Raw genomic sequence first — 26634 nt, 5'->3', positions numbered from 1 at the left:
GCCTCGGGAAGTGCTTCGCGCAGATCGCGGACCACCTTGCCGATGGCCGCTTCCTCGTTGTGACAGGGCACAACGCAGGCGATCGTGGGACTCACAGAGTTCTCCTCGGGGCCAGGTGCGGTGGGGGATGACCGAAGAATTGCACAAGTCCCGGGCGCGTTACGGAACGGAGGCCGTTCGCCACTTCCGTGTCGATGTCCCGTCGCACTCCGGCCCTATTCCGTACACCATCCATTCCTCAGTGATCCTCCCCTGACGTGCAGCCACTCCGTGTGGCGTGATCTCGCGACACGCAGCACGGGCGCACATTCCGGGATATATCCGCATTCTGCTGCGTCGATATGGTAGGGATTCTTCTCGCGAGGGGTGCAGTTCTTCTTTCCCGAAAGCCACTCGAAATCCGCCGGCCCTCCGATATTCGTCACGACCTGAATGCATTGCATTTCCTCCCCCTCTGGAGAGAGTCCGTGCCTTTCAAGCACACCGGTCCCTGGTTGCACTCACATCGGCGAGCACTGGTGTCGGCCCTCGCCGCCACGGTGTGCTGGCTTCTCGCTCTCACGGCCTTCTTCCCCGGCCATCTGACGTCCGACAGCGTCTCGCAGCTCGAACAGGCCACCGGCGTCAAGCCGTTGGCCGACTGGCATCCGCCGGTGATGTCCCTGCTGTGGCAGGCACTCATCGCGCTCACCGGCAGCCCGGGAGCACTGCTCGCCGTTCAGCTCTTCGCCATCTGGGCCGCCCTGGGCCTCAGCGCATGGGCCGTGTGGGGCCTCACCGGACGCTGGCAGGGCGGTGCGGCGGTCTTCGCCGTGGGATTCACCCCCCAGGTGCTCACCTTCAGCGGGGTGATGTGGAAGGACGTACAGATGGCGACCGCCCTGCTCTGTGCGACCGCCCTCGCCCTCGCCGCGATGCAGTCGCCCCCTCGGCGGCCGGTGACACGGTGGGCCCTGCTCGCCTGCGGTGCGCTGCTGCTCGCGTACGCGGTGCTGGTCCGCAAGAACGCCTTCTTCGCCGTGCCTCCCGTGCTCGTCATGCTGGTGTTCGCGCTGTGGCCGCGCCCCCGGCGCATCACCTGGGTGCTGGCCTCGGCCGCGCTGGTCGCCGCCATCGTCGTGCCCAGCACGGCCATCACCCTGTTCGCCAAGCCCCTGGCCACCCACCAGAGCGCCCAGATCATGCTCGACGACGTACTGCTGGTGATGCCGCGCACCGCCCTGCGGGAGGCCGCCGTGTCCCCGGCGCTGCGGGACCGGCTGGTGAAGTCCTCCGCCCTGTGCGAGAGCAGGAAGCAGCTCTCGGACACCGTGTGGAACTGCTGGGGCGACGGCCCGAGCATGGCCTCGGCCCACCGGGAACTCCAGAACCTCTGGATCAACGGCGTCCTGCGCGAGCGCCCGGTCGGCTACCTCCAGTACCGCGCGCAACTCTTCTCGACCCTGCTTTTCAGGGCCAGGAACCACACGGTGACCGGTCGGGACCGCGACGAGGTCGGCATCGTGATCGCCCACCCCCGCATGGGCGCCATGGTGAACACCTATGTGGAAGGGGTGGCCCGGACCGTGCCCATGCTCTTCCAGGGCTGGTTCTGGCTGCTCACCGGAACCCTGCTCGCCCTGCGGCCGGGCCACGGCCCGTTCCGCCGGCCGGTACGGCTGCTCGGCGTCAGCGCCGTCCTCTACATCCTCGGCTACCTGCCGATCATGCCCGCGACGGACTTCCGGTACGTGTACTGGTCGGCCATCGCCGCCACTCTCGGCGCGGTGCTGTGGCTGCTCGGCCGCCACACCGCCACCGCCCCCGCAGAAGCCGATCACTCCCAGGAAACACGCCCCGCCGACCCGCCGCCCCGACCCCGCGAACTGATCCACTCCTGACCGTTGTCCTTGCCCGCACGGGCGGACCGGTTTGCGTGCGAATGCGCACTTCGGCCGTGCGTGCTGTGATGGCTCAGGTGTGGAAACGCACTGCCGATCAGGCCTGCGGAACGGAGCTGTGATGACTGCCCTGCCCTTTGAGGACCGTACGGATTTCGAGAACGCGGACCGGGGCTTCCTCGGGGCGCTGGTGCCGGCGGTGGTGAAGGCCGAGGACGGGCGGGTGGTCTGGGACAACGACGCATACGGGTATCTGGAGGCGGACTGCCCGACGACGGTCAACCCCAGCCTGTGGCGGCAGGCGCAGCTCTCGTCCAAGCAGGGCCTGTACGAGGTCACCGAGGGCGTGTACCAGGTACGCGGGCTCGACCTGTCGAACATGACCCTCGTCGAGGGTGACAGCGGCGTCCTCGTGATCGACCCGCTGATCTCCGCCGAGACGGCAGCCGCCGCTCTCGCTCTCTACCGCGAGCACCGGGGCGACCGGCCGGTGACCGGACTGATCTACACCCACTCGCACGGCGACCACTTCGGCGGCGCGCGCGGTGTTCTGCCCAAGGGCTCGGAAGAGGGTGTCCCCGTGCTGGCACCGGAGGGCTTTCTGGAGCACGCGGTCAGCGAGAACGTGTACGCGGGCAACGCGATGACGCGGCGGGCGATGTTCATGTACGGCGACAGGCTGCCCAAGAACCCCGAGGGTCAGGTCAGCGCCGGTCTCGGCATGACCACCTCGACGGGCACCGTGACCCTCATCCGGCCGACCGTGGACATCACCTCCACCGGTCAGGAGGAGACGGTGGACGGAGTGCGGATCGTCTTCCAGCTGACTCCCGGCACCGAAGCTCCGGCCGAGATGAACTTCCTCTTCCCGGATCTGCGGGCGCTGTGTCTGGCGGAGAACGCCACTCACAACATGCACAACATCCTGACTCTGCGCGGCGCGGTGGTGCGCGATTCACGGATCTGGGCCCGCTACCTGGACGAGGCGATCGCCTTCTTCGACGGCCAGTACGACGTCGCGTTCGCCTCGCACCACTGGCCCACCTGGGGACACGACAAGGTGGTCAAGTTCCTGGGCGAACAGCGCGACCTGTACGCGTACTTGCACGACCAGTCGCTGCGCATGATCAACCTGGGACTTACCGGTCCGGAGATCGCCGAAGAGATGGAGCTGCCGCCGGCGCTGGAGAACTCCTGGCACGCGCGGGGCTATTACGGCTCGCTCTCCCACAACGTCAAGGCCGTCTACCAGCGCTACCTGGGTTGGTTCGACGGCAACCCGGCTCATCTGTGGGAGCACCCTCCCGTCGAGCAGGCGAAGCGGTACGTGGACCTGGCCGGCGGGCCGCAGAGCGCGCTGGACAAGGCGCGCGGCTACGAGGACTCGGGGGACCTGCGGTTCGCCGCCACACTCCTGAACCACCTGGTGTTCGCCGAGCCGGACAACGCGGCGGCCAAGGAGGCCCTCGCCGGTGTGTACGTGCGGCTCGGCCAGGGGGCGGAGAACGGTACGTGGCGCAACTTCTACCTCATGGCAGCGGTCGAACTGCGCGAGGGCCCCGGAACCATCGTCCTCGACATGACCAACCCGGAAATGGCGATGGCCCTGACCACCGACATGCTCCTCGACTCGATCGCGGTCCGCATCGACGGGCCCCGCGCCTGGGACGACGACCTCGTCGTCGACCTCAAGCTCACCGATGAACAGGCCCGTCACCGGCTGCGTCTGAGCAACGGTGCCCTGACCCACCGCAGCACCCCGTTGGAGGCAGCTCCTGCTGAGGCGGCCGGCGTGGCCCTCACTCTGACCAAGCCGCAGCTGCTGGGCCTGCTCGCCGGAGCCGGGCTGGACGGCGTTGAGGTCGAGGGCGACGCGGGGCTGGTCCAACGGCTGTTCTCCTACGTCACCGAGCCCGACAAGTCGTTCCCCATCGTCACTCCCTGAGCGCATGCGAAGTTCCGCTTCGTCGCTGCGCTCGATCCGGGATCGGCCACGAAGGACCAGGTGAAGGATGCCTACGACGCTGTCCAGGACGACTGGTCGGACGTCGCCGAGTCGCTGGGAGACCTCGACGCGGCGAAGAAGGACGGTCTTCGGTCCGCCGCTGACGGTCTGAAGAAGGCCTATGAGGACCTTCCGGGCGACACCAACGGCAAGGACGCCCTGACGGCGGTCCAGCCGCAGCTTCAGAAGCTCAACACCGCCATCACTGAAGCCTCGCGCAGCCTCGACTGCGACTGAACCGGCTCGGGTCGAACTACAGACGGTGGTGGTACGCCGACTCCGGCGTACCACCCGATGAAGGAGATTCTCATGGCACAGTCAACGGCCTCCGCCACCTCCCCCTCCTCCCCGGGCCGCGGCGACGGTAACCCCTGGGCCACCGGGGGAGTGCTGTTCGCCGGTGTGCTGATGCTGGTGGACGGCGTCCTGGACATCTGCAAGGGCATTGTCGGCCTCGCCGAGGACGATGTGTACGCACGGCTGGGCGACTACGTCTTCAAGTTCAACGTCACCACGTGGGGATGGATCCACCTGGTGCTGGGCATCGTGCTCGTCGTCGTCGGCTGGGGCGTGTTGAAGAACGCCCTGTGGGCCAGGGCGACAGGCATGATGCTGGCCGCGATCAGCATCATCCTCAACTTCCTCTGGCTGCCGTACGTGCCGGTATGGGCGTCGCTCTCGATCGGCATCGGCGTGTTCGTCATCTGGGCGCTCTGCACGGGACGCACGGACCCCCGGCCGTCGGCGGATTCCGGCATTCGCCACTGACAGCGGGCTCTGCCGTGTCACGTGGTGAGCACGCTGAGGGCGTCGCCCGGATCACTTGTGATCCGCCTTCCATGCCCGCGCGGTGGCGAGGGCCCGGTCCAGCGGGGCGAAGAGGTCCGGCTCCGCGGGGACGATGCCGTCTTCGCCGAGCCGCTCCGCGAGCCCCGACGTCTCCAGGAGCCGGACCAGTGCCGGCTGGACCCCGGCGAGGATCAGCCGTCCGCCCTGGTCGGCGAGGGAGACGGCGTACCGGTTGAGGAGTTTGAGGACGGCTGAGGACGGGACGTCCGGCAGTGCCCGCACCACCAGGATGAGTACGCTGCCCCGCGCACCCCGGGTTTCGGGCAACTGGCTCTCGATGCCCGGCAGTTCGGCGAAGAACGCGGATCCCGCGTAGTCGAGGACGGTGATCTCGCCGGGCGCGAGCCGGGCCGGCGGCGGTGCGGTCCTCCACCGCCCGTCGCCCGACGGCTTCAGGGCGAGGATCTTCGCCTGCCGTGCGACCTGCGCGCAGTACAGCAGCAGCGACAGCACCGCCCCGATCACGATGGCCTGCTGGAGTGGGAGTTGGGTGGTGGCGAGGAAGGTGAGGACCATCGCGCCGGCCGACATCCACGACGTACGGAACACCAGGAGGATGTCGTGCCGCTTGCCCCAGAGCAGTTCGCCGCCGACCACCAGGATCAGCCCGCCGATGACCGGCATCGGGATGCGCTCGGCGAGCGCCCCGAGCACCAGCACCACCAGGGCCAGGAAGACACCGGAGATGATTCCCGCCCACCGGGTCTGCGCCCCGGCGCTGACGGCGACACCGGTCCGCGACAGGGAACCGCCGCTGGGCAGGGCCTGGAAGAGCCCGCCGAGCGCGTTGGCGTACCCCTGGGCGCGGAAGTCGCCGTTGATGTCGGAGCGGCTGCCGTCCGGGTTGGGCATGGACGGCGGGATGCCGGCGGCCTGTGCGAGGGCGACGAGCGCGACCGAGAACGCCCCGCCGATCAAGGCGGGTACGGCGGACAGGTCGGGCGCGGAGAAGCCGGGCAGGGCACCGGGAATGTGGGCGATGTCGCGCACGAGTTCCACATCGGTGGACAGGACGGCGACTCCCACGCCGGCCACGACCATGGCGATGAGAAGCGCTACGGGCTCCAGTTTCCGCACCGTGCGCGAAGCCGCCCAGACGGCGACGGTGACGAGCGCGACGACGGTCGCCGCCGTCTCCCACTCGCCGATGTGGGCAAGCCAATCACCCACCTGGTACAGCTTGTTGTGCCCCTGCGGCTTGTATCCGGTGGCGTCCTTCAGGACGCCGGTGATGATCTGCAGGGCGATCCCGGCGGAGAACCCGGTCATCACGGCGTTCGAGACGAAACTGAGCACCACGCCCAGGCGCAGCACCCCCATGAGCAGCATGACGACGCCCACCATCAGTGTCAGCGTCGCGACGTTCCCCGCGTCCTTCGGGTCGAGCCCCGCGCCCGAGAGCACGCTCTGTGAGGTCAGCGCGATGGCGCTGGTGAGCGTGGTGACCATCAGGACGGTGCGGGCCGTGAAGGAACCGACGATCGCCGGAACGACCCCCGCGTACAGCCCCGCCACCGGGTTGAACCCGGCGATCGCCGCGTACGCCATGCCCTCGGGGATGGAGAAGAGTCCGGTGACCGCACCGGAGCTGACGTCGGCGGGACGCGGGCGGCCGAGCTTCCTGAGTGTTCTGCCCCATCGCTGCACGCCGTGCCCCGTCAGAACGCGGTGCGATCGGAACGGACCGTGGCGAGAGCCGCGGTGCCATGCAGTACACCCGGTACTCCGTTCGCGAGCACCGGAACACCGGCGAACGGGGAGCCGCCGACGGCCCACCGATTTCCTCGTTCCGGCGTGCCGGGACGTGGCGAGTGGCCGCTCGGGTGGCGGGTTCCGGGTGCGGTGGAGTGGCTCATGCCGGTCCGCCCTCTCTCGGTCGGGTGATGCCCAGCCTGTGCCGGAGCACAGGCCGGGGCGATCGCTGGCTGCCGACCGGGTGACTCCACAGGTGCGAAAGGCCGGTCCGTGCGCACTCTGGCCGGAGGATCGTCAGGGAGTCCTCGCCTCGTCGTCCGCCGTGGTCCCGTCCGCCGCCGTCGGCACGGCTCTGCGCGCGGGCAGCGTGCTGGAGCCGACCATGACGCCGAGGCCCACCGCGACCACCGTGAGCAGGGCGTTGATGGTGGTGAGCAGCCCGTCGGAGTTGTGGCCCGTGATGAGTTCACCCACCCCGGTCAGACTCATGGACCCGGGCACCAGGAGCCAGAAGGCCGGCAGGAACGTGACCTGGGAGGGCGGCGCGCTCCGTCGGTGTTCCACCAGCCGCGCGAGCAGCGGCAGCGCGACTCCGCCGAGGAAGGCCCCCACCAGCGCGTCCGCGACGAACTGTCCGAACAGCTGGACCGTCTCCACCAGGCACAGCACCAGCAGGAGCCAGGGCAGCGTCCGCAGCGGAGCCGAGGAACTCAGCATGAGCCCGACACCGAGCAGCGCGGCACCCGCCCACGGGGCCCACGCCCCGAGGGACTGCGTGCCGCTCTGCTCCGTGACCTCGTGGGCCCGCATCAGCTGTGCGCCGACGGTGATCCCGAAGGTCAGCAGGACCAGCGAACTCGTGCCGTACACCAGCCGACTGGTGCCGGAGACGACCGACCCGGTGGACAGCTCCATCATGCCCAGGGTCAGCGTCGCGCCCGGCAGGAACGCCATCAGGGGCGGAATGACCAGCGAGGTGGGGCTCTCGCCGAGCACCGGCCCGCTGTAGCGGTACGCCAGCACGGTCACCAGCACCGCGGCGACCACCGGCAGGGCCAGCACCAGCACCTTCAGAGGGCCGCTGAAGAGCTCCCGCAGTGTCCCGACGGCCAGGCCCAGCACGGCGTAGCCGAGGACTGCCATCGGGCTCGGGTAGGTGAGCAGCCCGAGCCCGATGGTGAGCGTCATGTACCCCAGGACGCGCAGCACCGGCGGGTAGCCGACGGGCAGTGCTTCGATATGGCGCAGTCGCTCGGTTCCCTCCCGTGGTGGCATGGCCCGCTCGTGCACCTCGTCCAGGAAGCGGTAGAGCGCTTCGATCTGGTTGAGCCGGAATTCCTCCCCGCTGACGGAGGCGAAGTCGACGACCGCGCCCGCCCCGTCCCCGACCCGGACGAACACGCCGGTGGGCAGGACGAAGGCGTGCACCGGCCGCATCCCGTATCGCCCCGCCAGATCGACGATGACCTGCTGCACCCGGTCGGTGGTCTCCCCGGCCCGGCACAGGGCCGCACCGCAGTCCCGCAGGAACCGCACCAACTCCTGCGGCGGCGGAGGCACGTCCGGCTCGGGCGGGAGCGGGGCGTCCCACAGGTGACCCAGGCGGCCCACCCGTCTGCCGACGCGGCTGCTCGCGCGACCGGCGAAGCGCCGCAGCAAGGCCGTCGCGCCGGGCCGGCCGGCGGAGGGGCCCGCCCTCTCGCCCGCAGGCCGCCGCATTCTCGGTTCGCGCACTCAGCTCGGTATCCCTTCGGGTCGACAAGCACCGTGCAGCCGGGGTGCGGGACGCTCCCTCACTCCGGCCACCGCCCCGGCCGGGCCCAGCGGTACACGTCCGGCCCAGCTCCGGAGCTCCCACCAGGACATGAGTGCGGCGGGGCCGCACGCTGGTCCCAACCGGCGCAGACCAGAATCCTCGGGAGGGATCGTGACCGCAGCGGGTGGACTGGCCCTGATCATCATCGGCGCCATCCTCAAGTTCGCCATTACCTGGCAACCCAGATGGGTCAATCTCGATGTCCTCGGCACGATCTTCATGGTCGGCGGAGCCATCGGGCTGGCGATCGGCATGCTCATGACTTTCACGCGTCGCCGCCGCCAGGACCGCGGCGCCGACGCGCAGCACGTGTACGAACAGCGTTACTACGACGACCCGCCCCGCCCCTGAGCCTGCCACCGGACGTGACAGAGCCGTGCCGCCCCGGTGAGGACCGAAGTGGTCCGGGGCGGCACGGGTACGGCGTGTACCGGTGCGGAAACAGGCCCTCAGGCCGGCAGCCGCTCCAGCAGCCCGGCGAAGTCGGTGCCGGGCGGCAGCGTCCCGAAGGCGAGCCCCTGGTCCCCGGCCAGTCGCGACGCGCAGAACGCGTCCGCGACGGCGGCCGGCGCGTGCCGTACGAGAAGTGAACCCTGTAGCACCAGGGCCGCCCGCTCGATGACCCGGCGAGCGCGCAGCGGGGCGTCCTCGGTGAGGACGAGCTCGTCCTGGAGGCCCCGCCAGGCCGCGTCCAGCCGTCGGTCGGCGCCGGACGCCGCCCCGATCTCCATGCGGAAGGCTTCGAGGGACTCGGGCTCGCGCGCCAACGCCCTCAGCATGTCCAGGGCGTTGACGTTGCCCGAGCCCTCCCAGATGCCGTTGAGCGGGGCCTCGCGGTACAGGCGCGGCATACCTGACGCTTCGTCATATCCATTGCCACCGAGGCATTCGAGCGCTTCGGTGACGACGGCGGGCTGCCGCTTGCACACCCAGTACTTGGAGACGGCGGTGGCCAGGCGCAGGAACGCCCGCTCCTGGGAGTCACCGCGCTGGGCCCGGTCGGCGGCCCCGGCCAGGCGCAGACCGAGGGTGGTGGCGGCTTCCGACTCCAGGCCGAGGTCGCCGAGCACATTGCGCATCAGTGGCTGGTCGATGAGCTTGGCGCCGAACACGGAGCGGTGCCGGGTGTGGTGAGCGGCCTGCGCGAGAGCCTCGCGGATGTGCCCGGCGGAGCCCAGCACGCAGTCCAGTCGCGTCATCGTCACCATGTCGATGATGGTCCGCACGCCCTTGCCCTCGTCGCCGACCAGCCACGCCACGGTGTCGTCGAACTCGGGCTCGCTGGAGGCGTTGGAGCGATTGCCCAGCTTGTCCTTGAGGCGCTGGATGCGGAACGTGTTGCGGCTGCCGTCGGGCAGCACCCGGGGCACCAGGAAGCAGGACAGGCCCGCGGGCGCCTGCGCGAGGACGAGGAACACGTCGTTCATCGGCGCGCTGGTGAACCACTTGTGCCCCCGCAACCGCCAGGTCCCGTCGGCCTGTTCGGCGGCGGACGTGGTGTTGGCGCGCACATCGGTGCCACCCTGCTTCTCCGTCATGCCCATCCCGGCCAGCAGCCCGCGCTTGCCGGCCGGGGTGCGCAGGCCAGGGTCGTAGACCTTGCTGGTGAGCAGCGGCTCGTACACCTCGGCGAGGTCGGGGGCGTGCCGCAGTGCGGGGACGACGGCGTACGTCATGGAGACCGGGCACATGTGGCCCTGCTCCAGCATGGTCGCCACCATGAAGGTCGCGGCGCGCGCCACATGCGCCCCGGCGCGCTCGTCCGCCCAGGCGGCACCGGCGGCGCCCGCGCCGACGGTGGCGTTCATCAATGAGTGGTACGCGGGGTGGAACTCGACCTCGTCGATCCGGTTGCCGTAGCGGTCGTGGGTACGCAGCTCGGGCTCGTGGCGGTTGGCCTGCTCCGCCCAGGTGCGCGCCTCCTCGCTGCCGACGAGCCGCCCGACGCGGTGCAGTTCGTCGAGGTGCCACTCGGCGCCCTCCCGTCGCACACCCGCGATGAGAACCGGGTCGTCGGCGGCATCGTGACCGGTCAACGGCGGTGCCTGGTTGGTCACTTCATGGGTCGCGGCGGCCGGATGGCTGCGCGGCGACGGGGCGGTGCTCGTGGACATGGGTCTCCTCCGGGTGGTCGGGCGGTCGGAGCCGGTGCCTGAATCCCCGGATCCCGGCCGGGGCGCGGACACCGGTACTCAGTCGCGGGGGGCGCCCGCGCAGCGCAGCGCCGTGGTGGTGAGTTCGCCGAGGAGCGCGTCGGTGCCGCTCGCGTCCGGGGTGCCGAGCGGGTCGACGAGGACCTCGCCGATGGCTCCGGTGAGGGCGGCCGCGGTGATCTCGCTGTTCTGCGCGGGCAGCAGGCCCGCCGCCATGCCCTCCTCCACCACTGCGGCGAAGAGCGCGCGGTAGCGGCGGCGGAAGTCGAGGCGCTCCGCGCCGACCGCCGGTTCCGCCGGGGCGGCGAGCAGGGCGTACGCCAGCCCCCGGTTCTCCAGGGCGCGGCGGGCGAAGACCTCGACGCCGCGGGCGAGGCGCTCCAACGGATCACCCGGGCCGTGCAGTACTTCGCCGAGCACGTCCACCTCGCGTCCGGCGGCCCGCCGGAACACCTCGACGGCGAGCGCCGCCTTGGACGGGAAGTGCTGGTAGACCGAGCCGGCCGCGATCCGGGCCGAGTCGGCGACCGCCGTCACGGATGCCTGTGACCAGCCCACTTCGGCGACGACCGAGGTGGCGCAGGCGATCAGGTGCTCGCGGGCGGCTGCCAGGCGATGGACTTCGGCAGGGGTTTTGCGGTAGGCCATGCAAGCAGTGAACCATCATTCAGAACTTCCCGCCACGGTCGGCGGCCCCCCTCTCGCCACCCGCCCCGGCCCGCCGTGGCGCGACCGTCCTGCGGGAGGCGGGGCCTCGGCCGGTGACCGAGGACATCGAACTCACCTGGCGGCTCCTGGGAACCGGGCACCTCACCGGGTTCGAGCCCCACGCCCCGGTCGAAACGGAGCTCCCGCAGACCCTCCGCGGCATCTGGGCGCAGCGCACCCGCTGGGCACGAGGACAGGGCGAGGTCCTCGCACCCCGTACCCACACGGTCTTCCGCCCCTGGCACCTGTCGCTGTGGCCGACCGTACGCCTGCCTGCTGCTCCCGCTCTGCCCCCTGGCCCACGGAACGATCAACAGCCTCGCTCCGATCACCACTCCCGGGCCGGGGGCCACTCCGTCAGGACGTGACGTACAGACTCCGTCAGGACGTGACGTACAGAAGGCTGAACGGCCCAAGGGGGGCACTCGTCCGGAGGTGACGAGACGATTCCGCAGTTCCGGGCGGTGCGCCACCCGGAACTGGTGGGAGACGGCCCTGTCCGCCGGGGTCCCCCTGCCACCCCCCCGAAGGTGTCCGTCCATGCTCGTCGTTATCGTCGTCGCCGTACTGGCCCTGCTCGCCGGCCTCGCCGCCAACCGCTGGGTGCGTCCCCGCCTCCTCAGTGAGGACGACGACTCGGGCATGGCGGTCAAGGATCTGGTCGGGCCGCTGCTGACGCTGACCGTGCTGCTGCTCGCGTTCGTCCTCGTCACCGCCAACGGCTCCTACGGCAAGGCCGAGGTCGCCTCGCGGGGCGAGGCCAAGGCCGTCGACCAGCTGGTCGAGGCCGCCGAGTACGCGCCCGACGAGCCGAAGGCGGCAATCCAGGCCGACGCCGTCTGCTACGCCCGCGCCGTACGTGAGCAGGAGTGGCCGGCGATGGCCGACGGCAAGGGCTCGGCGGCTCCCAGTGTCTGGTCCACCGAGCTCCGCCGGGTCTTCCGCCAAGTCGAGGGCAAACCGGTCTTCGGGATGCTGGTGGCGGCCGACAACAAGCGCTCGGAGGAGCGCGAGGAACGCCTGACCCAGGCCACCGCGAGCATCCCCGGCGCCATCCTCTGGTTCCTCCTGGCGACCCTGGTCATCACCGTCATCGCCCTCGGAACGTGCATCCCCCGCCGCAACAACCGCGGGCAGATCCTCACCCTCACCGTCATCACCGCACTCCTCACCACCACCCTGTGCATCATCCGCGACGTAGACCGTCCGTTCGGCGGCATCATCGAGGTATCGCCCACCGCCATCTCCGAGGCCGAACGCCAGGCCACCCGCGACTTCCTCATCCACCGCCGACCGGCCGACCTGCCTTGCGACGCCGAGGGCAACCGCCGTAAGGCCTGACCGCAGGGCGGTGAGGCGGCCCGGCCGGTGGGTACCAGCCGGGCCGCGGCCGTGTGAACGCCGCCCGAGGACACGGGAGGTCTTCCACCTCGTCAAACAGCTACCGCCCGCACCCCGCTCTTAGCAGCCGCTGTGACAGATGAGAGGGTCGGGCAGGTGAGTGAGACGCCGATGAACACCCTCCAATACCGCTTTGACGGGCCGGAAGACGCCCCTGTTCTCGTCCTGGGCCCCTCCCTCGGTACCACCTGGCACATGTGGGACCGCCAGATACCCGAGCTGTCCCGCACCTGGCGGGTCTTCCGCTTCGACCTGCCCGGGCACGGGGGCGGCCCCGCCGAGCCCGTCTCCTCGGTCGGGGAGCTGACGGCGCGGCTGCTCGCGGTTCTCGACGAGCTGGGGGTGCAGCGGTTCGGTTACGCGGGCTGCTCGATCGGTGGTGCGATGGGCGCCGAACTGGCGCTGCGCCACCCGCACCGGGTGGCCGCGCTGGCGCTGGTGGCGGCCTCGCCCCGGTTCGGCACCGCCGACGAGTTCCGGCAGCGCGGGGTCATCGTCCGTACCAACGGCATGGAGCCGATGGCGGCCGCCGCGCCAGGACGCTGGTTCACGCAGGGGTTCGCCGCCGCCCAGCCCGCCATAGTGGAGTGGGCCGTGCAGATGGTCCGCACCACCGACCCCGGCTGCTACATAGCCGCCTGTGAGGCGCTCGCCGCCTTCGACGTACGCCCCGAACTTGGCCGGATCGCCGCCGAGACCCTCGTGGTGGTCGGCGCGGAGGACCAGGTCACCGGGCCCGCCGACGCCCGCACCCTGGTCGCGGGCATTCCCGACGCCCGCCTCGCGCTGGTCCCCGGCGCCTCCCACCTGGCCCCCGTCGAGCAGCCCGCCGCCGTCACCGACCTCCTGGTGCGCCACTTCACCTCCGCCTGGCAGGACTCCAGCACCACCCTGCTGGCGCCCATTCCCGCGCTCCAGACCCCCGCCCCCGCCCCGGAAGCAGTCGCTCCGGTCGCTGCCGCACCGCAGCCCGAGGCCACCCCCGAACAGCTCCCGGCCGGCCGGCCCGACCCGTACGACCAGGGACTGAAGGTCCGCCGCGAGGTCCTCGGCGAGGCGTACGTCGACGAGGCGCTGAGCGGCGCCGACGAGCTGACCGGGGACTTCCAGGAGCTCCTCACCCGCTATGCCTGGGGTGAGATCTGGACCCGCGACGGTCTCGACCGGCGCACCCGCAGCGTGATCAGCCTCACCGCGCTGGTCGCCCAGGGCCGCCCCGAATCCCTCGCCACGCATCTGAGGGCCGCCCTGCGCAACGGGCTCACCCCCGTCGAAATCCGCGAGGTCCTGCTCCAGACCGCCGTCTACTGCGGCGTCCCGGCGGCCCACGCGGCTTTCGAAGTGGCGAAGGAAGTCATCCGACAGGAGACCACCCCCCAGCCGTAGCAGGATGGAAGCCATGAGCAGCAGCACTCACATCGAACTGACCAAGAAGACCCACGCCTGCGTCCGCCTGGAGAAGGACGGACGCACCCTCGTCCTGGACCCCGGGGCCTTCACCGAGGCCGACGCGGCGCTCGGCGCGGACGCGATCCTGGTGACGCACGAGCACGCGGACCACTTCAGCGAGCCGCACCTGCGGGCCGCACTGGAGGCCAACGGAGCGGCCGAGATCTGGACGCTGCGCAGTGTGGCGGAGAAGATCTCGGCGGCGTTCCCCGGGCGGGTGCACACCGTCGGGCACGGCGACACCTTCAGCGCCGCCGGGTTCGACATCCAGGTGCACGGCGAACTGCACGCCGTCATCCACCCGGACCTGCCGCGCGTCACCAACATCGGGTTTCTGCTCGACGGGTCCGTCTTCCACCCCGGTGACGCGCTCACCGTCCCCGACCAGCCGGTGGAGACGCTGCTGGTGCCGGTGATGGCACCCTGGAGCAAGATCTCCGAGGTGGTCGACTACGTCCGCGAGGTGAAGCCGGCCCACGCGTACGACATCCACGACGCCCTCCTCACCGACCTCGCCCTGCCGCTGTACGGCCAGCACATCGGCAACCTCGGCAAAACTGCCCACCAGCACCTCGCCCCGGGCGCCCGTGCGCGGCTCTGACCTGCACGGATGCCGACCCGCACGCCGACTGTCAGACCCGACGGGTAGGTTGAAGCCATGCGTATCGCCACCTGGAACGTGAACTCGATCACCGCCCGTCTGCCACGGCTGCTGGCCTGGCTGGAGAGCACCGGCACGGACGTGCTGTGCATCCAGGAGACCAAGTCCACGGCCGAGCAGTTCCCCACCGCCCAGCTGCGCGAGCTCGGCTACGAGTCCGCGGTCAACGCCGACGGCCGGTGGAACGGCGTGGCGCTGATCTCCAAGGCCGGCCTGACGGACCCGGTCATCGGTCTGCCCGGGGGCCCGGAGTACGGCGGGGTGCAGGAGCCGCGCGCCGTCTCCGCCACCTGCGGACCGCTGCGGCTCTGGTCGGTCTACGTGCCCAACGGGCGCGAGGTGGACCACGACCACTACACGTACAAGCTGGCCTGGTACGAGGCGCTGAAGGCGGCCGTCGCGGAGGATGCGGCGGGGGCACGGCCGTTCGCCGTTCTGGGTGATTTCAATGTCGCCCCGACCGACGCGGACATCTGGGACCCGGCGCTCTTCGAAGGCGCCACGCACGTCACCCCCGCCGAGCGCGACGCCCTCGCCGCATTGCGCGCGACGGGCTTGAGCGACGTGTTCCCCCGCCCCCTGAAGTACGACCACCCCTTCACCTTCTGGGACTACCGCGAACTCGGATTCCCCAAGAACAAGGGCATGCGCATCGACCTCGTCTACGGAAACAAGGCGTTCACCGAGGCCGTCAGCGATTCCTACGTGGACCGCGAGGAGCGCAAGGGCAAGGGCGCCTCGGACCACGCCCCCGTGGTGGTCGACCTCAACCTCTGACGTCACCCCAGGTCCCCGGGGCCCCGCTCCTGGGCCCCGGGGGGCCGTCAACACCCGCGCGCCTGTGGTCGGCACAGCCATGTGGGTGCGAACCTGAGCGGTATGAATTTCTTGGACACCTGGCGCAAGCGCCTCGGCCCGGCGCACGGCACGACGGTGGACACGACCGACGAAGCCGAGCAGGAAGGCATCGCCGAGCTTCTCTCCGAGTGCGAGCTGCTGCGCGTCCGAGCCGCCCAGCAGGGCCTCGAACTGGACGACACCCCCGCCTCGTTGGAGGCGCTCGACCAGCTCTCGCCGCGCTGGCGCGACGACCCGGAGGAGATGCCCTGGCTGGGCAATGACGCCGGCCTCTACCTCGGCACCGTCATCGTCCGCACCGTGCCCGGCGCGCACTGGCACCTGTGGCCCAGCGGAACCCCCGTGGTGATCCTGGCCTCCGGCCGCGAGATCGAGGTGGTCGGCGCGGGCCTGGACTGGGCGACGGCCGGAGCCCCCGAGCTGTGCCAGGTGTACGCGGAGGCCTCGGAGATGTAGCCGCCCCCGCCGACCGGGTGGCGCGGTCGGCGTCACCACTGAGCGTCAACCCCATGCGTCAACCGCGTAAATACGGCTTATGCCTGGCTTACTCCTGTTGTGCGTGTCGAGCGTGAAGTCCCTTTCCGGGATGGATAGTTTGCGCTGACTTCGACACAGCTGAGAGTGGGTAGGGCAGCGTATGGCCGTCGATCCGTTGATCGAGCTGGTGGGCGTCAACAAGTACTACGGAAAGTTGCACGTTCTCCAGGACATCGACCTCACCGTCGGCCGCGGGGAGGTGGTGGTGGTCATCGGCCCGTCCGGCTCGGGCAAGTCAACGCTCTGCCGGACGATGAACCGGCTGGAGACAATCGAGTCGGGCAGCATCCGCATCGACGGAAGCCCCCTCCCCGAGGAGGGGAAGGCGCTGGCGAAACTGCGCGCCGAGGTCGGGATGGTGTTCCAGTCCTTCAACCTCTTCGCGCACAAGACCGTGCTGGCGAACGTCTCGCTCGCCCAGACCAAGGTCCGCGGCCGGAAGAAGGACGAAGCCGACAAGCGCTCCCGGGAGCTCCTGGAGCGCGTCGGACTCGCCGCACACGCCGACAAATTCCCCGCCCAGATGTCCGGCGGACAGCAGCAGCGCGTGGCCATCGCCCGCGCCCTGGCCATGGACCCCAAGGCGCTCCTCTTCGACGAGCCGACCTCGGCCCTCGACCCGGAGATGATCAACGAGGTCCTGGAGGTCATGCAGCAACTGGCCGCCGAGGGAATGACGATGGTCGTGGTCACCCACGAGATGGGCTTCGCCCGCTCCGCCGCCAACCGCGTGGTGTTCATGGCGGACGGCCGCATCGTCGAGGACCGCACCCCGGAGGACTTCTTCACCCACCCGGAGAGCGACCGCGCCAAGGACTTCCTCTCCAAGATCCTCAAGCACTGAGGGGGCGGAGTCATGTTGCGTACCAAGAAAGCTCTGATCGCCGCTGCCCTCGCGGTCCTCGCCGTCGCCTGCGGCAAGGAAGGTAGTCCGCCGGTCAAGGGGCCCAGCCCCGACCAACTCCCCGACTACAAGGTGGAGTCAGCGTTCGCGCTGCCCAACTCCGCCACCTGGGAGAAGGCCAAGCGGCGCGGACGCCTGGTGGTGGGTGCCAAGGAGGACCAGCCGTACATGGGCGAGAAGGATCCGGCGAGCGGCCGCTACTCCGGCTTCGACATCGAGATCGCCAAGATGGTCGCGGCCTCGCTCGGCTTCGACCCGGCCGGCATCCAGTTCCGCACCATCGCCTCGGCGAACCGCGAAACCGCCCTGCAGAACGGGCAGATCGACTACTACGTCGGCACCTACACCATCAACGACAAGCGCAAGAAGCTCGTCGGCTTCGGCGGCCCCTACTACATGGCCGGACAGTCCCTCCTGGTGCGCACCGACGAGAAGGACATCAACGGTCCGCAGGACCTGGACGGCAAGCGTGTCTGCTCGGCCGCCGGATCCACCCCGTACCAGCGCATGCAGCAGGACTATCCCCAGGCCGACCTCGTCGCGTACGACACCTACTCGGTCTGTGTCGACAACCTGCTCACCTACCAGGTCGACGCCGTCACCACCGACGACACCATCCTGATGGGGTACGCCGCCAAGGTCCCCGAGGAGATGAAGGTCGTCGGCGCCCCGTTCTCCAAGGAGCCGTACGGCATCGGCGTCCCGCGCACCGACACCGCCCTGCGCTTCGCCATCGACGACGCACTCGCCGCCCGGGAGAAGAACGGCGACTGGCAGAAGGCGTACGACGTCACGCTCGGGCTTTCCGGCCGCAAGGCCACCCCCGCGCCGCCCATCGACCGCTACCCGGCGAGCTGAGGAGGATCCCGACCACATGAACGTACTCACAGAGAACTTCTCGCTCTACGGCAAGGGCTTCCTCGGCACCGTCGAACTCACCGTCTACGCCTCCCTGCTGGCCCTGGTCCTCGGATTCCTCATGGCGTCCTTCCGGGTCTCGCCGGTCGGCTCCTTCCGGGCGCTCGGCACGGCCTGGGTGACGGTGCTTCGCAACACCCCGCTCACCCTGCTGTTCTTCGCGGTGCTGCTCGGACTGCCGCGCTTCGGACTCGTGCTGCCCTTCCAGGTCTTCGCGGTGCTCGCGCTCGGCTGCTACACCTCCGCGTTCATCTGCGAGGCGCTGCGCTCGGGCATCAACACCGTGCCGCTGGGCCAGGGCGAGGCGGCCCGCAGCCTCGGTATGACCTTCGGCCAGACCCTCTCGACGGTCGTACTGCCGCAGGCGTTCCGCTCGGTCATCCCGCCGGTCGGCTCCACCCTGATCGCGCTCGCCAAGAACTCCGCGATCGCCGGCGCCTTCTCCGTGACCGAGCTCCTCGGCACCTACAAGACCCTCAACGAGCTGGGCTACAGCGTGATCTGGTCGTTCGTCTGGATCGCGCTGGGCTACCTGATCATCACCCTCACCATCAGCGCGCTCTTCCACATGCTGGAGAAGCGCTGGGGAGTCGCCCGATGAGCCGCGCGCTGTCCACCGAGTCCTCGGCCCTCTACGACATTCCGGGCCCCAAGACCCAGCAACGCCACCTGCTGTACGGGATCGCCTCGACGATCCTGCTGCTCGCGCTGGTCGGCTGGGTCGTGTATCTCCTGTTCGACACCGACCAGTTCACGGCGGCCAAATGGACCCCCTTCCAGTACAAGGGCATCCAGGAACTCCTGCTCCACGGACTTGCCAACACCCTCAAGGCGTTCGCCTACGCGGCGGTCCTCTCGCTCGCACTCGGCGCGCTGCTCGCGGTGGGCCGGCTGTCCGAGCACCGCCCGCTGCGCTGGGTGTCCGGGCTGTGCGTGGAGTTCTTCCGCGCCATGCCCGTACTGGTGATGATCTTCTTCATCTTCGTGGCGCTGAAGGTCCAGCCGCTGCCCGCGCTGGTGGCCGGACTGACGCTCTACAACGGCTCGGTGCTCGCGGAGATCTTCCGTACCGGAGTGAACTCCGTGGACCGCGGCCAGCGGGAGGCGGCGTACGCGCTCGGCATGCGCAAGACGCAGGTCATGACGCATGTACTGGTGCCGCAGGCGGTCCGGGCGATGCTGCCGACCATCATCAGCCAGCTGGTGGTCGCGCTGAAGGACACCTCCCTCGGATATCTGATCACCTATGAGGAGTTTCTCCATGCCGGAAAGCTCATCGCGTCCAATCTCGACTACGATTTGCCCTTCATCCCCGTAGTGCTGGTGATCTCGCCGATCTACATCGGGATGTGCATGCTGCTCTCCTGGTTCGCCAACCGGATGGCCAGGCGCCAGCGGCGCAATCCCAAGACGGAGGCCGTGGACATCGGTCCGGCCGAGGCGGGGACGCTGCTGCCGAACAGGCGGTAGCCCAACAGAAGAGAGCACGGACCCATCCGGCGGCAGCCGGGGATCACTTGCCACCAAGCGGTACCGACAGCTACGACGGGTCGGCCCGCGTGGGACGAGAAGGTCAGCTGCGCGCCGGACGGGTTGTGCTCGAAGCGGAGCGGGTCGACGGGGAATGACTGCCCGGGCTGCTGTCCGTGGAAGGTGTACGGCGCACTGCTGACCAGCTTGCCGAGGCCGAGCGGCCCCACGTCGTAGAGGTACGCGACGAGGGTGCCGCTCTCCTTGGTGCCGGCGACCCGGGTGTGCGGTCACATGGGTTCCACCAGACCCGCCCGCCACTCCGGGCGCGGATCAGCACCCACACTCGTCCAGTACTCCCGGCCACGCACGATCCGCCCCTGCCGCACGGTCCAGAACGAGGCCGCGCGGAACGTGCCGAACTCGTCGTGCGGCACCTCGACCTCGGAGACCACCTCGTCGCCCTCAGAGACGATTCGCAGTACCCGAATCGACCAGCCCCCCGGGTATTGGCTGTTCACCGCGACGAAGTTCTTGTTGCCGACGATGCGCTCCGCGCTGATCGGCCACTCGACCACGACGTCCTCCGCGACCAAGTCGGCGACAGCTGCCCAATCACGCGCCTGGATCCGGTCCCACAGTGCCTCGACCACTCCTGAAGAGTCCATGGGGGCACCTTCGCACGGGCCACTGACATCCCGGCCCCGGAGCCGGTGTCTCAGCTCTTGAGGGCGCTCTTGCTCTGCCATTCCGTCCAGGAGACGTTCCAGTTGCCGTAGCCGTTGTTGAGGGCCTGGGTGCCCTTGGCGTCGTCGCCGGTGACCTCGAAGGGGTCGCCGACCTGGACCTGGTCGTAGATCCACTTGGCGTCGGCGTCGCTCATCCCGACACAGCCGGAGCTCTTGTTGGCGGAGCCGAAGTAGCCCTTGTTCCACGGGGCGGCGTGCGCGTACATGCCCGACCAGGTCATCCGCATCGAGTAGTCGACCATCTTGTCGTAGGCGTCGCCCAGGCCGACGGTCTCGGAGCGCATGTTGATGGTGCCCTCCTTCGACATCAGGACCGTCTTGCCGCGCCAGGACGCCTTCTTGCCGCCGGGGGTGCCCGCCGACATCGGCACGTCCTTGATCTCCTGGCCGTCGCGGATCAGCTTGAGGCGGTGGTTGTCGAGGTCGACCTTGACGACCTGGTTCTTCCCGATGGTGAAGTTGGTCTTGTAGTCGCGGACGAACCAGCCGCCACCCGTGCCGGAGTCGACTCCGTTGAGGTCCGCTTCCAGGGTGACCTTGGTGCCGGGCTTCCAGTACTCCCTGGGACGCCAGTCGACGCGGTCCTTGCCGGAGTAGTCCATCATCCAGCCCCAGGAGCCCTCGGTGTTGTTCGAGGTGGAGACCTTGAGCTTCTTCTCGACCTCCGCGCGGTTCTTCACCGGGTTGTCGAAGACGATCGACAGCGGGTGGGCGATGCCGATCGTGGTGTCCTTGCCCGGCGCCATGGCCAGTTTGTTGACCTTGTCAGCCTTCGCGGTCGTGAAGGAGGACTGGGCGGCGGTGGCGTTGGCTGCCTTCGCGTCGACCGTGTACTTGGTGCCGGGGGAGGTGGTGCGGGTGGAGGTCCAGGACTTTCCGTCGGCGGATATCTCGCCGGTCAGGATGCCGCCCTTGGTGTCCTTGACCGTGACACTGTCCAGCTTGTCGCCCTCGGTCAGGGTGACCTTGACCGGCTCACCCGCCTTGGCCTGCTCGCCCGAGGTACTCACCGAGACCTTGGTCTGCTTGGCCTCCCCGGCCGTCATGGAACCGGAGCCCACCCCCGAGCCGCCGCCACAGGCGCTCAGGGTGGCCGCGGCGAGCACCGCCGTGCCGGTCAGGGCGGCGGAGCGAAGCCGGATGCGCGGGCGGCGTATACGGGTCAACTGGAAAACCTCCGTGGCGATGCGTGGTCGTGCGCGGCGCGCGTGGTCGTGCGTGGCGAGCGGGATCGTGCGTGACGAGCGGGATGCGGTACCTGTCCCTGTCTGTCCTCTCCCTTAGGAGGAAATCCAGAAAGCCCGGGTTGCGGCAAACGTGTAACGGCCTTTGTGACAAGCGCCGCAGCAGGTGAGGACCAAAGTCCCTCGACGACGGCCCGAAGGGCCCCTTGCGGGCAGCGGGGCGGGCATGTCCTCCGGTGGCCGGGGTGCTTGCCGTTGACCGGGTTGCTTCTGATAATCGCGCGGTCGATTTCCCCGCCCGTTACGTCCCCATCGGAGGACCCCGTGCGCAGAAGAGCCTTCGGCCCGCTGATCGCCGCCGCCCTGCTCGTCCCCTCGGTCGCGGCCTCGGCGCCCGCCGCCGTACCGACTGCCGGCAAGGCCGCCCCCGCCGTCTCCGAGGACAGAGCTCCTCAGGACGAAGCTCCACAAGCCAGAGCCCCTCAGGACAAGAGCGGCCGCAAGGTCATCCTGGACGCCGACATGGGTGAGCTGAACGACGACGCCGTCACCATGTTCATGCTGGCCAAGGCCAGGAACGTCGACTTCCTCGGCGTCACCGTCGTCAGCGGAAACACCTGGGTCGAGGAGGGCACCGCCTACTCGCTGCGCCAGCTGGAGCTGATCGGCCGTACCGACATCCCGGTGATCGCGGGCGCGGGAGAGCCGCTGATGCCGGGCCGCCAGGAGCGGCTCTCCGCGGAGAACACGCTGTACGGGAAGGTGCCGTGGGCCGGCGCCTTCGACTCGCAGCGCCCGCCGTCGTACGACAAGCTCGCCAAGCCCCCGTACGGCGGCTACCCGAAGACCAAGCCGAAGAAGAACACGGTGGCGGCCGACTTCATCGTCGAGCAGGTCAAGCGCTACCCGAACCAGGTCACCGTCTTCGCCGACGGCCCCGCCACCAACCTCGCGCTCGCCGTGCGCACCCACCCCGAGATCGTGCCGCTGATCAAGGAAGTGATCTACATGGGCGGCGCCTTCGACAAGCCGGGGAACATCACCCCGGCCGCCGAGTTCAACTGGTGGTTCGACCCCGAGTCCGCCCGGATCTCCGTCCGCACCCCCTTCCCCAAGCAGACGATCGTGCCCGACGACGCCGCGCAGCACGTGATCTACGGCAAGAAGGAGTACGACCGGATCGTCGCCGGGAAGCAGACCCCGATCAAGAAGATCTTCAAGGACCTTCAGGGCCCCGAGTTCGAGAAGGACCCCAAGGCCACCCACTTCCTGTGGGACGCGATCACCGCCGCCGTCTTCCTCGATCCGTCCGTCTCGAAGCGCACCGAGCAGCGGTACGTCGACGTGGACGCCAACTTCGGTGAGAACTATGGGCGTTCACTCGGCTACAACCTCGCCGAGTTCGACGCGCCGAACAATCCGAAGGGCACCCGCAAGGCCCAGATCGTCCTGGACGTGGACGCCAAGAAGTTCTGGGACCTCTACACGGGGCTGCTGCGCAGCGAGTAGACCTGCGGTTCCACCGGCCGGACAACTCCACAACAAGCAGGTCCGCACCCCTTGCGGTTGCGCGGGTTGCTTCTCATAATCCTGCCGCAACACGAGTTGCCAACTCGTGTTGCGGCAGACGGGCCTTCCGTACTGCGCAATCGGATTCGTGGCTCGGGGGGTCGGCATGGCAACACGGCAGGACGTGGCGCAGCTCGCGGGCACCTCGCCCTCGGTCGTCAGTTACGTGCTCAACAACGGCCCGCGCTCCGTCGCCCCGGCCACCCGCGAGCGCGTCCTGGCCGCCGTGCAGCAGCTCGGCTACCGGCCCAACGCGGTCGCCCGCTCGCTGCGGATGAGCCAGACGATGACCCTGGGGCTGGTGGTGCCCGATGCCGCCAACCCCTTCTTCGCCGAACTGGCCCGGTCGCTGGAGGACCACGCCTGGGCCGCCGGCTACACCCTGCTGGTCGGCAACAGCGTCGACGACCCCGACCGCGAGTCCGGCTACATCCGCACCTTCGTGGACCGCCAGGTCGACGGCCTGGTCCTGATCCCCTCCCGGGGCGACCTGCCCTGGCGCGCCGAACTGGCCCGCTCCGGAGTGCCGAGCCTGGTCTTCGACCGAGAGCTGGACGGGGTCGCCACCAGTTACGTCCTGGTCGACAACGCACGCGGCGCCCGCACCGCCACCGAACACCTCCTCGCCCACGGCCGCCGCAGGGTCGGCTGCATCGCCGGCCCGCTCGGTATCCACCCCACCGTCGACCGCGTCGTCGGCTGGCGAACCGCCCTGGAACAGGCGGGACTTCGCGCGGGCAGCGGCTCGGGCGGGCGTACCGGCTGGGAGGCCTGTCCGGACGCCGCGCCCCTGCTGCACGGCTCCTTCGGACGGCTCGACGGCTACCGGTCGGGGCTCGCGCTGCTGTCCAGGGACCGGTCTGTGGACGCCCTGTTCGTCACGTCGGACGAGCAGGCGGCCGGGGTGCTGCGGGCGGCGACCGAGCTGGGCATCCGGGTGCCGGACGACCTTGCCCTGGTGTCCTTCGACGGGATCGCGGCCGGGGCCTACACGTGTCCGGCCCTGTCCACCATGCGCCAGCCCTACGACGAGTTGGGAGGCACGGCCGTACGCCGGCTGCTCGACCGGATGAAGGAACCTGATCTGCTCCCCACTCGGGACGTCCTCCCGGTGACCCTCCTGGCCCGTGGCTCCTGCGGCTGCCCGGACCCGGCGGGTGGCGAGGACCCGGACCTCCTGGCGGCGGCCGTCGCCGCAAGCACAACTCCCCCCTCAGCAGGACCACTTCGCAAAGAGAACGGTGATACCCAGTGAGCAGTGAGCGACTGGTCGTGGTCGGCAGCCTGAACATGGACCTGTCGGTCACCGTGCCCAGACTGCCGCAGCCCGGCGAGACCGTCTCCGGGGCCGACGTCGTACGCGGCGCGGGCGGCAAGGGCGCCAACCAGGCCGTCGCCGCCGCCCGGCTGGGCGCCGAGGTACGGATGATCGGCCTGCTCGGCGACGACGCACTGGGCGGCGAGCTGCGCGAACGGCTCGCGCTGGAGGGCGTGGACTCCGGGGGAGTGGCCCAACTGCCGGGCGTCGCGAGTGGGTTGGCGCTGATCGTGGTCCAGCAGGACGGCGAGAACACCATCACCCTCTCGCCGGGCGCCAATCACCATCTCGACGTTCCCGCCCTCGACAACCTCACCGGCGGAACCGTGGCCAGCCCCGCCGACACCCTGCTCCTCCAGCTCGAAGTGCCGCTGCCGACCGTGCTCGCCGCCGCCCGCGCGGCCCGCGGAGCGGGGGCGCTGACGGTGCTCAACGCGGCTCCGCTGCCCCAGTCACCGCGTGAGGTGCTGGCCGAACTCCTGGGCGCGGTCGATGTGCTGGTGGTCAACGAGACGGAGGCGGCCGGGCTGCTGCCCGCCGCGCACGCCGAGTGGGCCGAGCAGGCGAGGGCGCTGCGGGGGCTGGGTCCGGACACCGTGGTGATCACGCTCGGCGCGGAGGGCGCGGTGGCCGCAGGGCCCCAGGGGGCTTGTGCGGAAAGCGGGTTCAGCGTGCGGGCCGTGGACGCGGTCGGCGCGGGGGACGCCTTCTGCGCACAGCTCGCGCTGTCCCTGGGTGGTGGTACGCCGCTGCCCGAGGCGGTACGCCGCGCGTGCGCGGCCGGGGCGCTGGCCACCACCCGGCCGGGGGCGCAGAGCTCGCTGCCCTCGGCGGCGGAGGTGGACGCGCTGCTGGACGGCGTGACCGACGCGGCTCACGTACCCGGCGCGGCTCATGACACCGACGTACCCGACACGGCCGACGGCATCGGCCTACCCGACGCGCCCCACGACACCGACGTACCCCCGCACGAGACGAACGAGGTGCACCATGCGTAGCGACGGCCTCTGGCATCCCCGGCTGCTGGAGATCATCACGTCCCTCGGGCACGGCGATCTGCTGGTCGTGGCGGACCCGGGGCTGCCGGTGCCGCCCGGGGTCGAGGTCGTCGATCTGGTCTGGCGGCGTGGTGAACCCGCGTTCCTTCCCGTACTGGAAACGGTGCTCGACGAGCTGGTGGTGGAGCACGCCACGGTGGCCCACGAGGCCGCCGACCCCGGCCTTCTGATGACCTTCGACCAGCAGCTCGCCGGCACCACCCTGGAGAGGGTGCCGCACGCACGGCTGAAGAAGCTGACCCGGCGGGCCCGTGCCGTGGTGCGGACCGGCGAGACCACCCCGTACGCCAATGTCGTGCTCCGCGCCGGCGTCCCCTTCTGAGTTCCGTACTTCTGAGTCCCGTACTTCTGGGACCTGTACCCCTTCGATCGCCGGGCCCGTCCGCCCGCCTCCCGCGCACGTCCCCAACCCACCTTTCACGGAAGGCAGTTCGACGATGAACCGCAAGCTTTCCCTCGCCACCGCGACCACCGCCTCCCTTCTCCTGGCCACCGCCCTCACCGGCTGCGGCCAGGAAGGCGACTCCGGGACCAAGGACTCCGCCAAGCCCGAGGGCGGCAGGCCGACCGTCTGCCTGGTGATGAAGTCGCTCGGCAACGAGTTCTTCCAGACCATGCAGAAGGGCGCCGAGGAGCACGCCAAGAAGCTCGGCACCCTGGAACTGAAGTCCAGCGGCATCCAGAACGAGACCGACATCGACGGTCAGGTCGCCGCGATCAACCGTTGCATCACCGAGCAGGCGGACGCCCTGGTGGTCGCGCCCGCCGACTCGCGGGCACTGGTCGCCCCGCTCGGCCGGGCCGCCAAGGCGGGCATCAAGCTGGTCAACATCGATGTGAAGCTGGACGACGGGGCCCTCAAGTCGGCAGGTCTCGATGTGCCGTTCGTCGGCCCGGACAACGCCGAGGGCGCCCGGCTCTCCGGCGAGGTGCTCGCCAAGAAGCTCGGCAAGGGCGGCAAGGTCGTCATCCTGGAGGGCAACCCGGGCGCGGCCAACGCCACTCAGCGCAAGGAGGGCTTCGAGAAGGCCGCCACGGCGGGCGGGCTGAAGGTCCTGGAGTCCAAGACCGCGCACTGGGAGACCGACGAGGCGTACACCGTCCTGTCCAACATGCTCACCGCGCACCCCGACATCCAGGGCGTGATGTCGTCCAACGACTCGATGACGCTGGGCGCGGTCAAGGCGATCGGCGCGGCGAAGAAGAAGGGGAAGATCCCGGTCGCGTCCTTCGACAACATCGACGCGGTCAAGCCGTATCTGAAGGACGGTCAAGTCATCGCAACGGTCGACCAGTTCGCCGCGAAGCAGGCCGCCGACGGGATCGACGAGGCGCTGAAGGCGGTCAAGGGCGGCAAGTCCGAGGCGTGGGTGAAGACCGACGTCAAGGTCGTCACCGCCACGGACGCGGGCTGACCGGGCCGATGGACGGATGCGGCGGTTTCGGCGGAAT

26 protein-coding genes and 1 pseudogene are annotated in these 26634 nt (G+C 69.7%); 20 read left to right on the top strand and 7 right to left on the bottom strand.

Features of this window, described 5'->3' with window-relative positions; all coding sequences use genetic code 11:
- Positions 1 to 518: 518 nt before the first annotated feature.
- The 4 genes from ACIA73_RS29605 (at position 519) to ACIA73_RS29590 (ending at position 4653) form a co-directional block, all read left to right on the top strand.
- A complete protein-coding gene (locus tag ACIA73_RS29605; protein WP_399441872.1) occupies positions 519 to 1880 on the top strand; it encodes a hypothetical protein in 1362 nt (453 codons plus the stop codon).
- A gap of 121 nt (positions 1881 to 2001) precedes the next feature.
- On the top strand, positions 2002 to 3825 hold the full coding sequence (locus tag ACIA73_RS29600) for an alkyl/aryl-sulfatase (RefSeq protein WP_399441871.1): 1824 nt from the start codon (positions 2002 to 2004) through the stop codon (positions 3823 to 3825).
- 60 nt (positions 3826 to 3885) lie between these two features.
- Entirely contained in the window at positions 3886 to 4122 is a 237-nt protein-coding gene (locus tag ACIA73_RS29595; RefSeq protein ID WP_399441870.1) for a hypothetical protein, read from the top strand.
- A gap of 72 nt (positions 4123 to 4194) precedes the next feature.
- Positions 4195 to 4653, top strand: a complete 459-nt coding sequence (locus tag ACIA73_RS29590) for a hypothetical protein (protein WP_399441869.1) — start codon at positions 4195 to 4197, stop codon at positions 4651 to 4653.
- Positions 4654 to 4704: 51 nt separating this feature from the next.
- On the opposite strand, the gene ACIA73_RS29585 is transcribed toward ACIA73_RS29590, so the two are convergent.
- Positions 4705 to 6381, bottom strand: a complete 1677-nt coding sequence (locus tag ACIA73_RS29585; RefSeq protein WP_399441868.1) for a SulP family inorganic anion transporter — start codon at positions 6379 to 6381, stop codon at positions 4705 to 4707.
- Positions 6382 to 6723: 342 nt separating this feature from the next.
- Positions 6724 to 8163 (bottom strand): threonine/serine exporter ThrE family protein, encoded by a 1440-nt coding sequence (locus ACIA73_RS29580; RefSeq protein WP_399441867.1) that lies wholly within the window; start codon positions 8161 to 8163, stop codon positions 6724 to 6726.
- A gap of 193 nt (positions 8164 to 8356) precedes the next feature.
- Between ACIA73_RS29580 and ACIA73_RS29575 the strand changes: the two genes are divergently transcribed.
- Positions 8357 to 8596 (top strand): hypothetical protein, encoded by a 240-nt coding sequence (locus tag ACIA73_RS29575; protein ID WP_399441865.1) that lies wholly within the window; start codon positions 8357 to 8359, stop codon positions 8594 to 8596.
- A 98-nt stretch (positions 8597 to 8694) separates the two neighbouring features.
- On the opposite strand, the gene ACIA73_RS29570 is transcribed toward ACIA73_RS29575, so the two are convergent.
- Positions 8695 to 10359 carry an acyl-CoA dehydrogenase family protein gene (locus tag ACIA73_RS29570; RefSeq protein ID WP_399441864.1) on the bottom strand — a complete coding sequence of 555 codons (1665 nt, stop codon included), beginning with the start codon at positions 10357 to 10359 and terminating at the stop codon, positions 8695 to 8697.
- A 78-nt stretch (positions 10360 to 10437) separates the two neighbouring features.
- On the bottom strand, positions 10438 to 11046 hold the full coding sequence (locus tag ACIA73_RS29565) for a TetR/AcrR family transcriptional regulator (RefSeq protein WP_399441863.1): 609 nt from the start codon (positions 11044 to 11046) through the stop codon (positions 10438 to 10440).
- A gap of 113 nt (positions 11047 to 11159) precedes the next feature.
- Between ACIA73_RS29565 and ACIA73_RS29560 the strand changes: the two genes are divergently transcribed.
- From ACIA73_RS29560 to ACIA73_RS29515, 10 genes are all read left to right on the top strand, one after another.
- On the top strand, positions 11160 to 11474 hold the full coding sequence (locus ACIA73_RS29560) for a glycosyltransferase (protein WP_399441862.1): 315 nt from the start codon (positions 11160 to 11162) through the stop codon (positions 11472 to 11474).
- A gap of 172 nt (positions 11475 to 11646) precedes the next feature.
- Entirely contained in the window at positions 11647 to 12447 is an 801-nt protein-coding gene (locus tag ACIA73_RS29555; protein WP_399441861.1) for a hypothetical protein, read from the top strand.
- Between the two features lie 156 nt (positions 12448 to 12603).
- Positions 12604 to 13893, top strand: a complete 1290-nt coding sequence (locus ACIA73_RS29550) for an alpha/beta fold hydrolase (protein ID WP_399441860.1) — start codon at positions 12604 to 12606, stop codon at positions 13891 to 13893.
- A 31-nt stretch (positions 13894 to 13924) separates the two neighbouring features.
- Positions 13925 to 14557 carry an MBL fold metallo-hydrolase gene (locus ACIA73_RS29545; protein ID WP_399441880.1) on the top strand — a complete coding sequence of 211 codons (633 nt, stop codon included), beginning with the start codon at positions 13925 to 13927 and terminating at the stop codon, positions 14555 to 14557.
- 57 nt (positions 14558 to 14614) lie between these two features.
- Complete coding sequence (locus ACIA73_RS29540; RefSeq protein WP_399441859.1) at positions 14615 to 15394, top strand: exodeoxyribonuclease III; 780 nt, start codon at positions 14615 to 14617, stop codon at positions 15392 to 15394.
- Between the two features lie 102 nt (positions 15395 to 15496).
- The gene (locus ACIA73_RS29535) at positions 15497 to 15931 is read left to right on the top strand and encodes a DUF6278 family protein (RefSeq protein ID WP_399441858.1); all 435 of its coding nucleotides are present in this window, start codon (positions 15497 to 15499) and stop codon (positions 15929 to 15931) included.
- Positions 15932 to 16112: 181 nt separating this feature from the next.
- Positions 16113 to 16856, top strand: a complete 744-nt coding sequence (locus ACIA73_RS29530) for an amino acid ABC transporter ATP-binding protein (RefSeq protein ID WP_399441857.1) — start codon at positions 16113 to 16115, stop codon at positions 16854 to 16856.
- A 12-nt stretch (positions 16857 to 16868) separates the two neighbouring features.
- Positions 16869 to 17774 (top strand): glutamate ABC transporter substrate-binding protein, encoded by a 906-nt coding sequence (locus ACIA73_RS29525; RefSeq protein ID WP_399441856.1) that lies wholly within the window; start codon positions 16869 to 16871, stop codon positions 17772 to 17774.
- Positions 17775 to 17790: 16 nt separating this feature from the next.
- Positions 17791 to 18435, top strand: coding sequence for an amino acid ABC transporter permease (locus tag ACIA73_RS29520; RefSeq protein ID WP_399441855.1), 645 nt, complete (start codon positions 17791 to 17793; stop codon positions 18433 to 18435).
- Positions 18432 to 19304 (top strand): amino acid ABC transporter permease, encoded by an 873-nt coding sequence (locus tag ACIA73_RS29515; RefSeq protein ID WP_399441854.1) that lies wholly within the window; start codon positions 18432 to 18434, stop codon positions 19302 to 19304. Before ACIA73_RS29520 ends, ACIA73_RS29515 begins: the two co-directional genes overlap by 4 nt.
- A 43-nt stretch (positions 19305 to 19347) precedes the next feature.
- Here ACIA73_RS29515 and ACIA73_RS29510 read toward each other — a convergent pair.
- From ACIA73_RS29510 to ACIA73_RS29500, 3 genes and pseudogenes are all read right to left on the bottom strand, one after another.
- Positions 19348 to 19591: pseudogene (locus ACIA73_RS29510) on the bottom strand (acyl esterase); the annotation flags it as partial.
- A 3-nt stretch (positions 19592 to 19594) separates the two neighbouring features.
- Positions 19595 to 19972 carry a nuclear transport factor 2 family protein gene (locus tag ACIA73_RS29505; RefSeq protein ID WP_399441853.1) on the bottom strand — a complete coding sequence of 126 codons (378 nt, stop codon included), beginning with the start codon at positions 19970 to 19972 and terminating at the stop codon, positions 19595 to 19597.
- A 50-nt stretch (positions 19973 to 20022) separates the two neighbouring features.
- On the bottom strand, positions 20023 to 21219 hold the full coding sequence (locus tag ACIA73_RS29500) for an Ig-like domain-containing protein (RefSeq protein ID WP_399441852.1): 1197 nt from the start codon (positions 21217 to 21219) through the stop codon (positions 20023 to 20025).
- 342 nt (positions 21220 to 21561) lie between these two features.
- Between ACIA73_RS29500 and ACIA73_RS29495 the strand changes: the two genes are divergently transcribed.
- The 5 genes from ACIA73_RS29495 (at position 21562) to ACIA73_RS29475 (ending at position 26597) form a co-directional block, all read left to right on the top strand.
- Entirely contained in the window at positions 21562 to 22746 is a 1185-nt protein-coding gene (locus ACIA73_RS29495; protein ID WP_399441851.1) for a nucleoside hydrolase, read from the top strand.
- 166 nt (positions 22747 to 22912) lie between these two features.
- Entirely contained in the window at positions 22913 to 24061 is a 1149-nt protein-coding gene (locus ACIA73_RS29490) for a LacI family DNA-binding transcriptional regulator (RefSeq protein WP_399441850.1), read from the top strand.
- Positions 24058 to 25122, top strand: coding sequence for a ribokinase (locus tag ACIA73_RS29485; RefSeq protein ID WP_399441849.1), 1065 nt, complete (start codon positions 24058 to 24060; stop codon positions 25120 to 25122). Before ACIA73_RS29490 ends, ACIA73_RS29485 begins: the two co-directional genes overlap by 4 nt.
- Positions 25115 to 25504, top strand: a complete 390-nt coding sequence (rbsD, locus tag ACIA73_RS29480) for a D-ribose pyranase (RefSeq protein WP_399441848.1) — start codon at positions 25115 to 25117, stop codon at positions 25502 to 25504. Before ACIA73_RS29485 ends, rbsD begins: the two co-directional genes overlap by 8 nt.
- 115 nt (positions 25505 to 25619) lie before the next feature.
- Positions 25620 to 26597, top strand: a complete 978-nt coding sequence (locus ACIA73_RS29475; RefSeq protein ID WP_399441847.1) for a sugar ABC transporter substrate-binding protein — start codon at positions 25620 to 25622, stop codon at positions 26595 to 26597.
- The last annotated feature ends 37 nt before the right edge of the window (positions 26598 to 26634 follow it).

The organism is Streptomyces sp. NPDC051561, assembly GCF_044454195.1.
In the GTDB taxonomy this organism is placed as follows: domain Bacteria; phylum Actinomycetota; class Actinomycetes; order Streptomycetales; family Streptomycetaceae; genus Streptomyces.
This window is presented reverse-complemented; position numbering and strand designations above follow the sequence as displayed.

What these genes read in the sequence shown, in the direction of transcription:
- ACIA73_RS29570 (WP_399441864.1), bottom strand. Translation starts at nt 10,359, where the DNA reads ATGTCCACGAGCACCGCCCCGTCGCCGCGCAGCCATCCGGCCGCCGCG.
- ACIA73_RS29535 (WP_399441858.1), top strand. Translation starts at nt 15,497, where the DNA reads ATGAATTTCTTGGACACCTGGCGCAAGCGCCTCGGCCCGGCGCACGGC.
- ACIA73_RS29525 (WP_399441856.1), top strand. Translation starts at nt 16,869, where the DNA reads ATGTTGCGTACCAAGAAAGCTCTGATCGCCGCTGCCCTCGCGGTCCTC.
- ACIA73_RS29565 (WP_399441863.1), bottom strand. Translation starts at nt 11,046, where the DNA reads ATGGCCTACCGCAAAACCCCTGCCGAAGTCCATCGCCTGGCAGCCGCC.
- ACIA73_RS29540 (WP_399441859.1), top strand. Translation starts at nt 14,615, where the DNA reads ATGCGTATCGCCACCTGGAACGTGAACTCGATCACCGCCCGTCTGCCA.
- ACIA73_RS29555 (WP_399441861.1), top strand. Translation starts at nt 11,647, where the DNA reads ATGCTCGTCGTTATCGTCGTCGCCGTACTGGCCCTGCTCGCCGGCCTC.
- ACIA73_RS29505 (WP_399441853.1), bottom strand. Translation starts at nt 19,972, where the DNA reads ATGGACTCTTCAGGAGTGGTCGAGGCACTGTGGGACCGGATCCAGGCG.
- rbsD (WP_399441848.1), top strand. Translation starts at nt 25,115, where the DNA reads ATGCGTAGCGACGGCCTCTGGCATCCCCGGCTGCTGGAGATCATCACG.
- ACIA73_RS29530 (WP_399441857.1), top strand. Translation starts at nt 16,113, where the DNA reads ATGGCCGTCGATCCGTTGATCGAGCTGGTGGGCGTCAACAAGTACTAC.
- ACIA73_RS29490 (WP_399441850.1), top strand. Translation starts at nt 22,913, where the DNA reads ATGGCAACACGGCAGGACGTGGCGCAGCTCGCGGGCACCTCGCCCTCG.
- ACIA73_RS29475 (WP_399441847.1), top strand. Translation starts at nt 25,620, where the DNA reads ATGAACCGCAAGCTTTCCCTCGCCACCGCGACCACCGCCTCCCTTCTC.
- ACIA73_RS29600 (WP_399441871.1), top strand. Translation starts at nt 2,002, where the DNA reads ATGACTGCCCTGCCCTTTGAGGACCGTACGGATTTCGAGAACGCGGAC.
- ACIA73_RS29520 (WP_399441855.1), top strand. Translation starts at nt 17,791, where the DNA reads ATGAACGTACTCACAGAGAACTTCTCGCTCTACGGCAAGGGCTTCCTC.
- ACIA73_RS29590 (WP_399441869.1), top strand. Translation starts at nt 4,195, where the DNA reads ATGGCACAGTCAACGGCCTCCGCCACCTCCCCCTCCTCCCCGGGCCGC.
- ACIA73_RS29515 (WP_399441854.1), top strand. Translation starts at nt 18,432, where the DNA reads ATGAGCCGCGCGCTGTCCACCGAGTCCTCGGCCCTCTACGACATTCCG.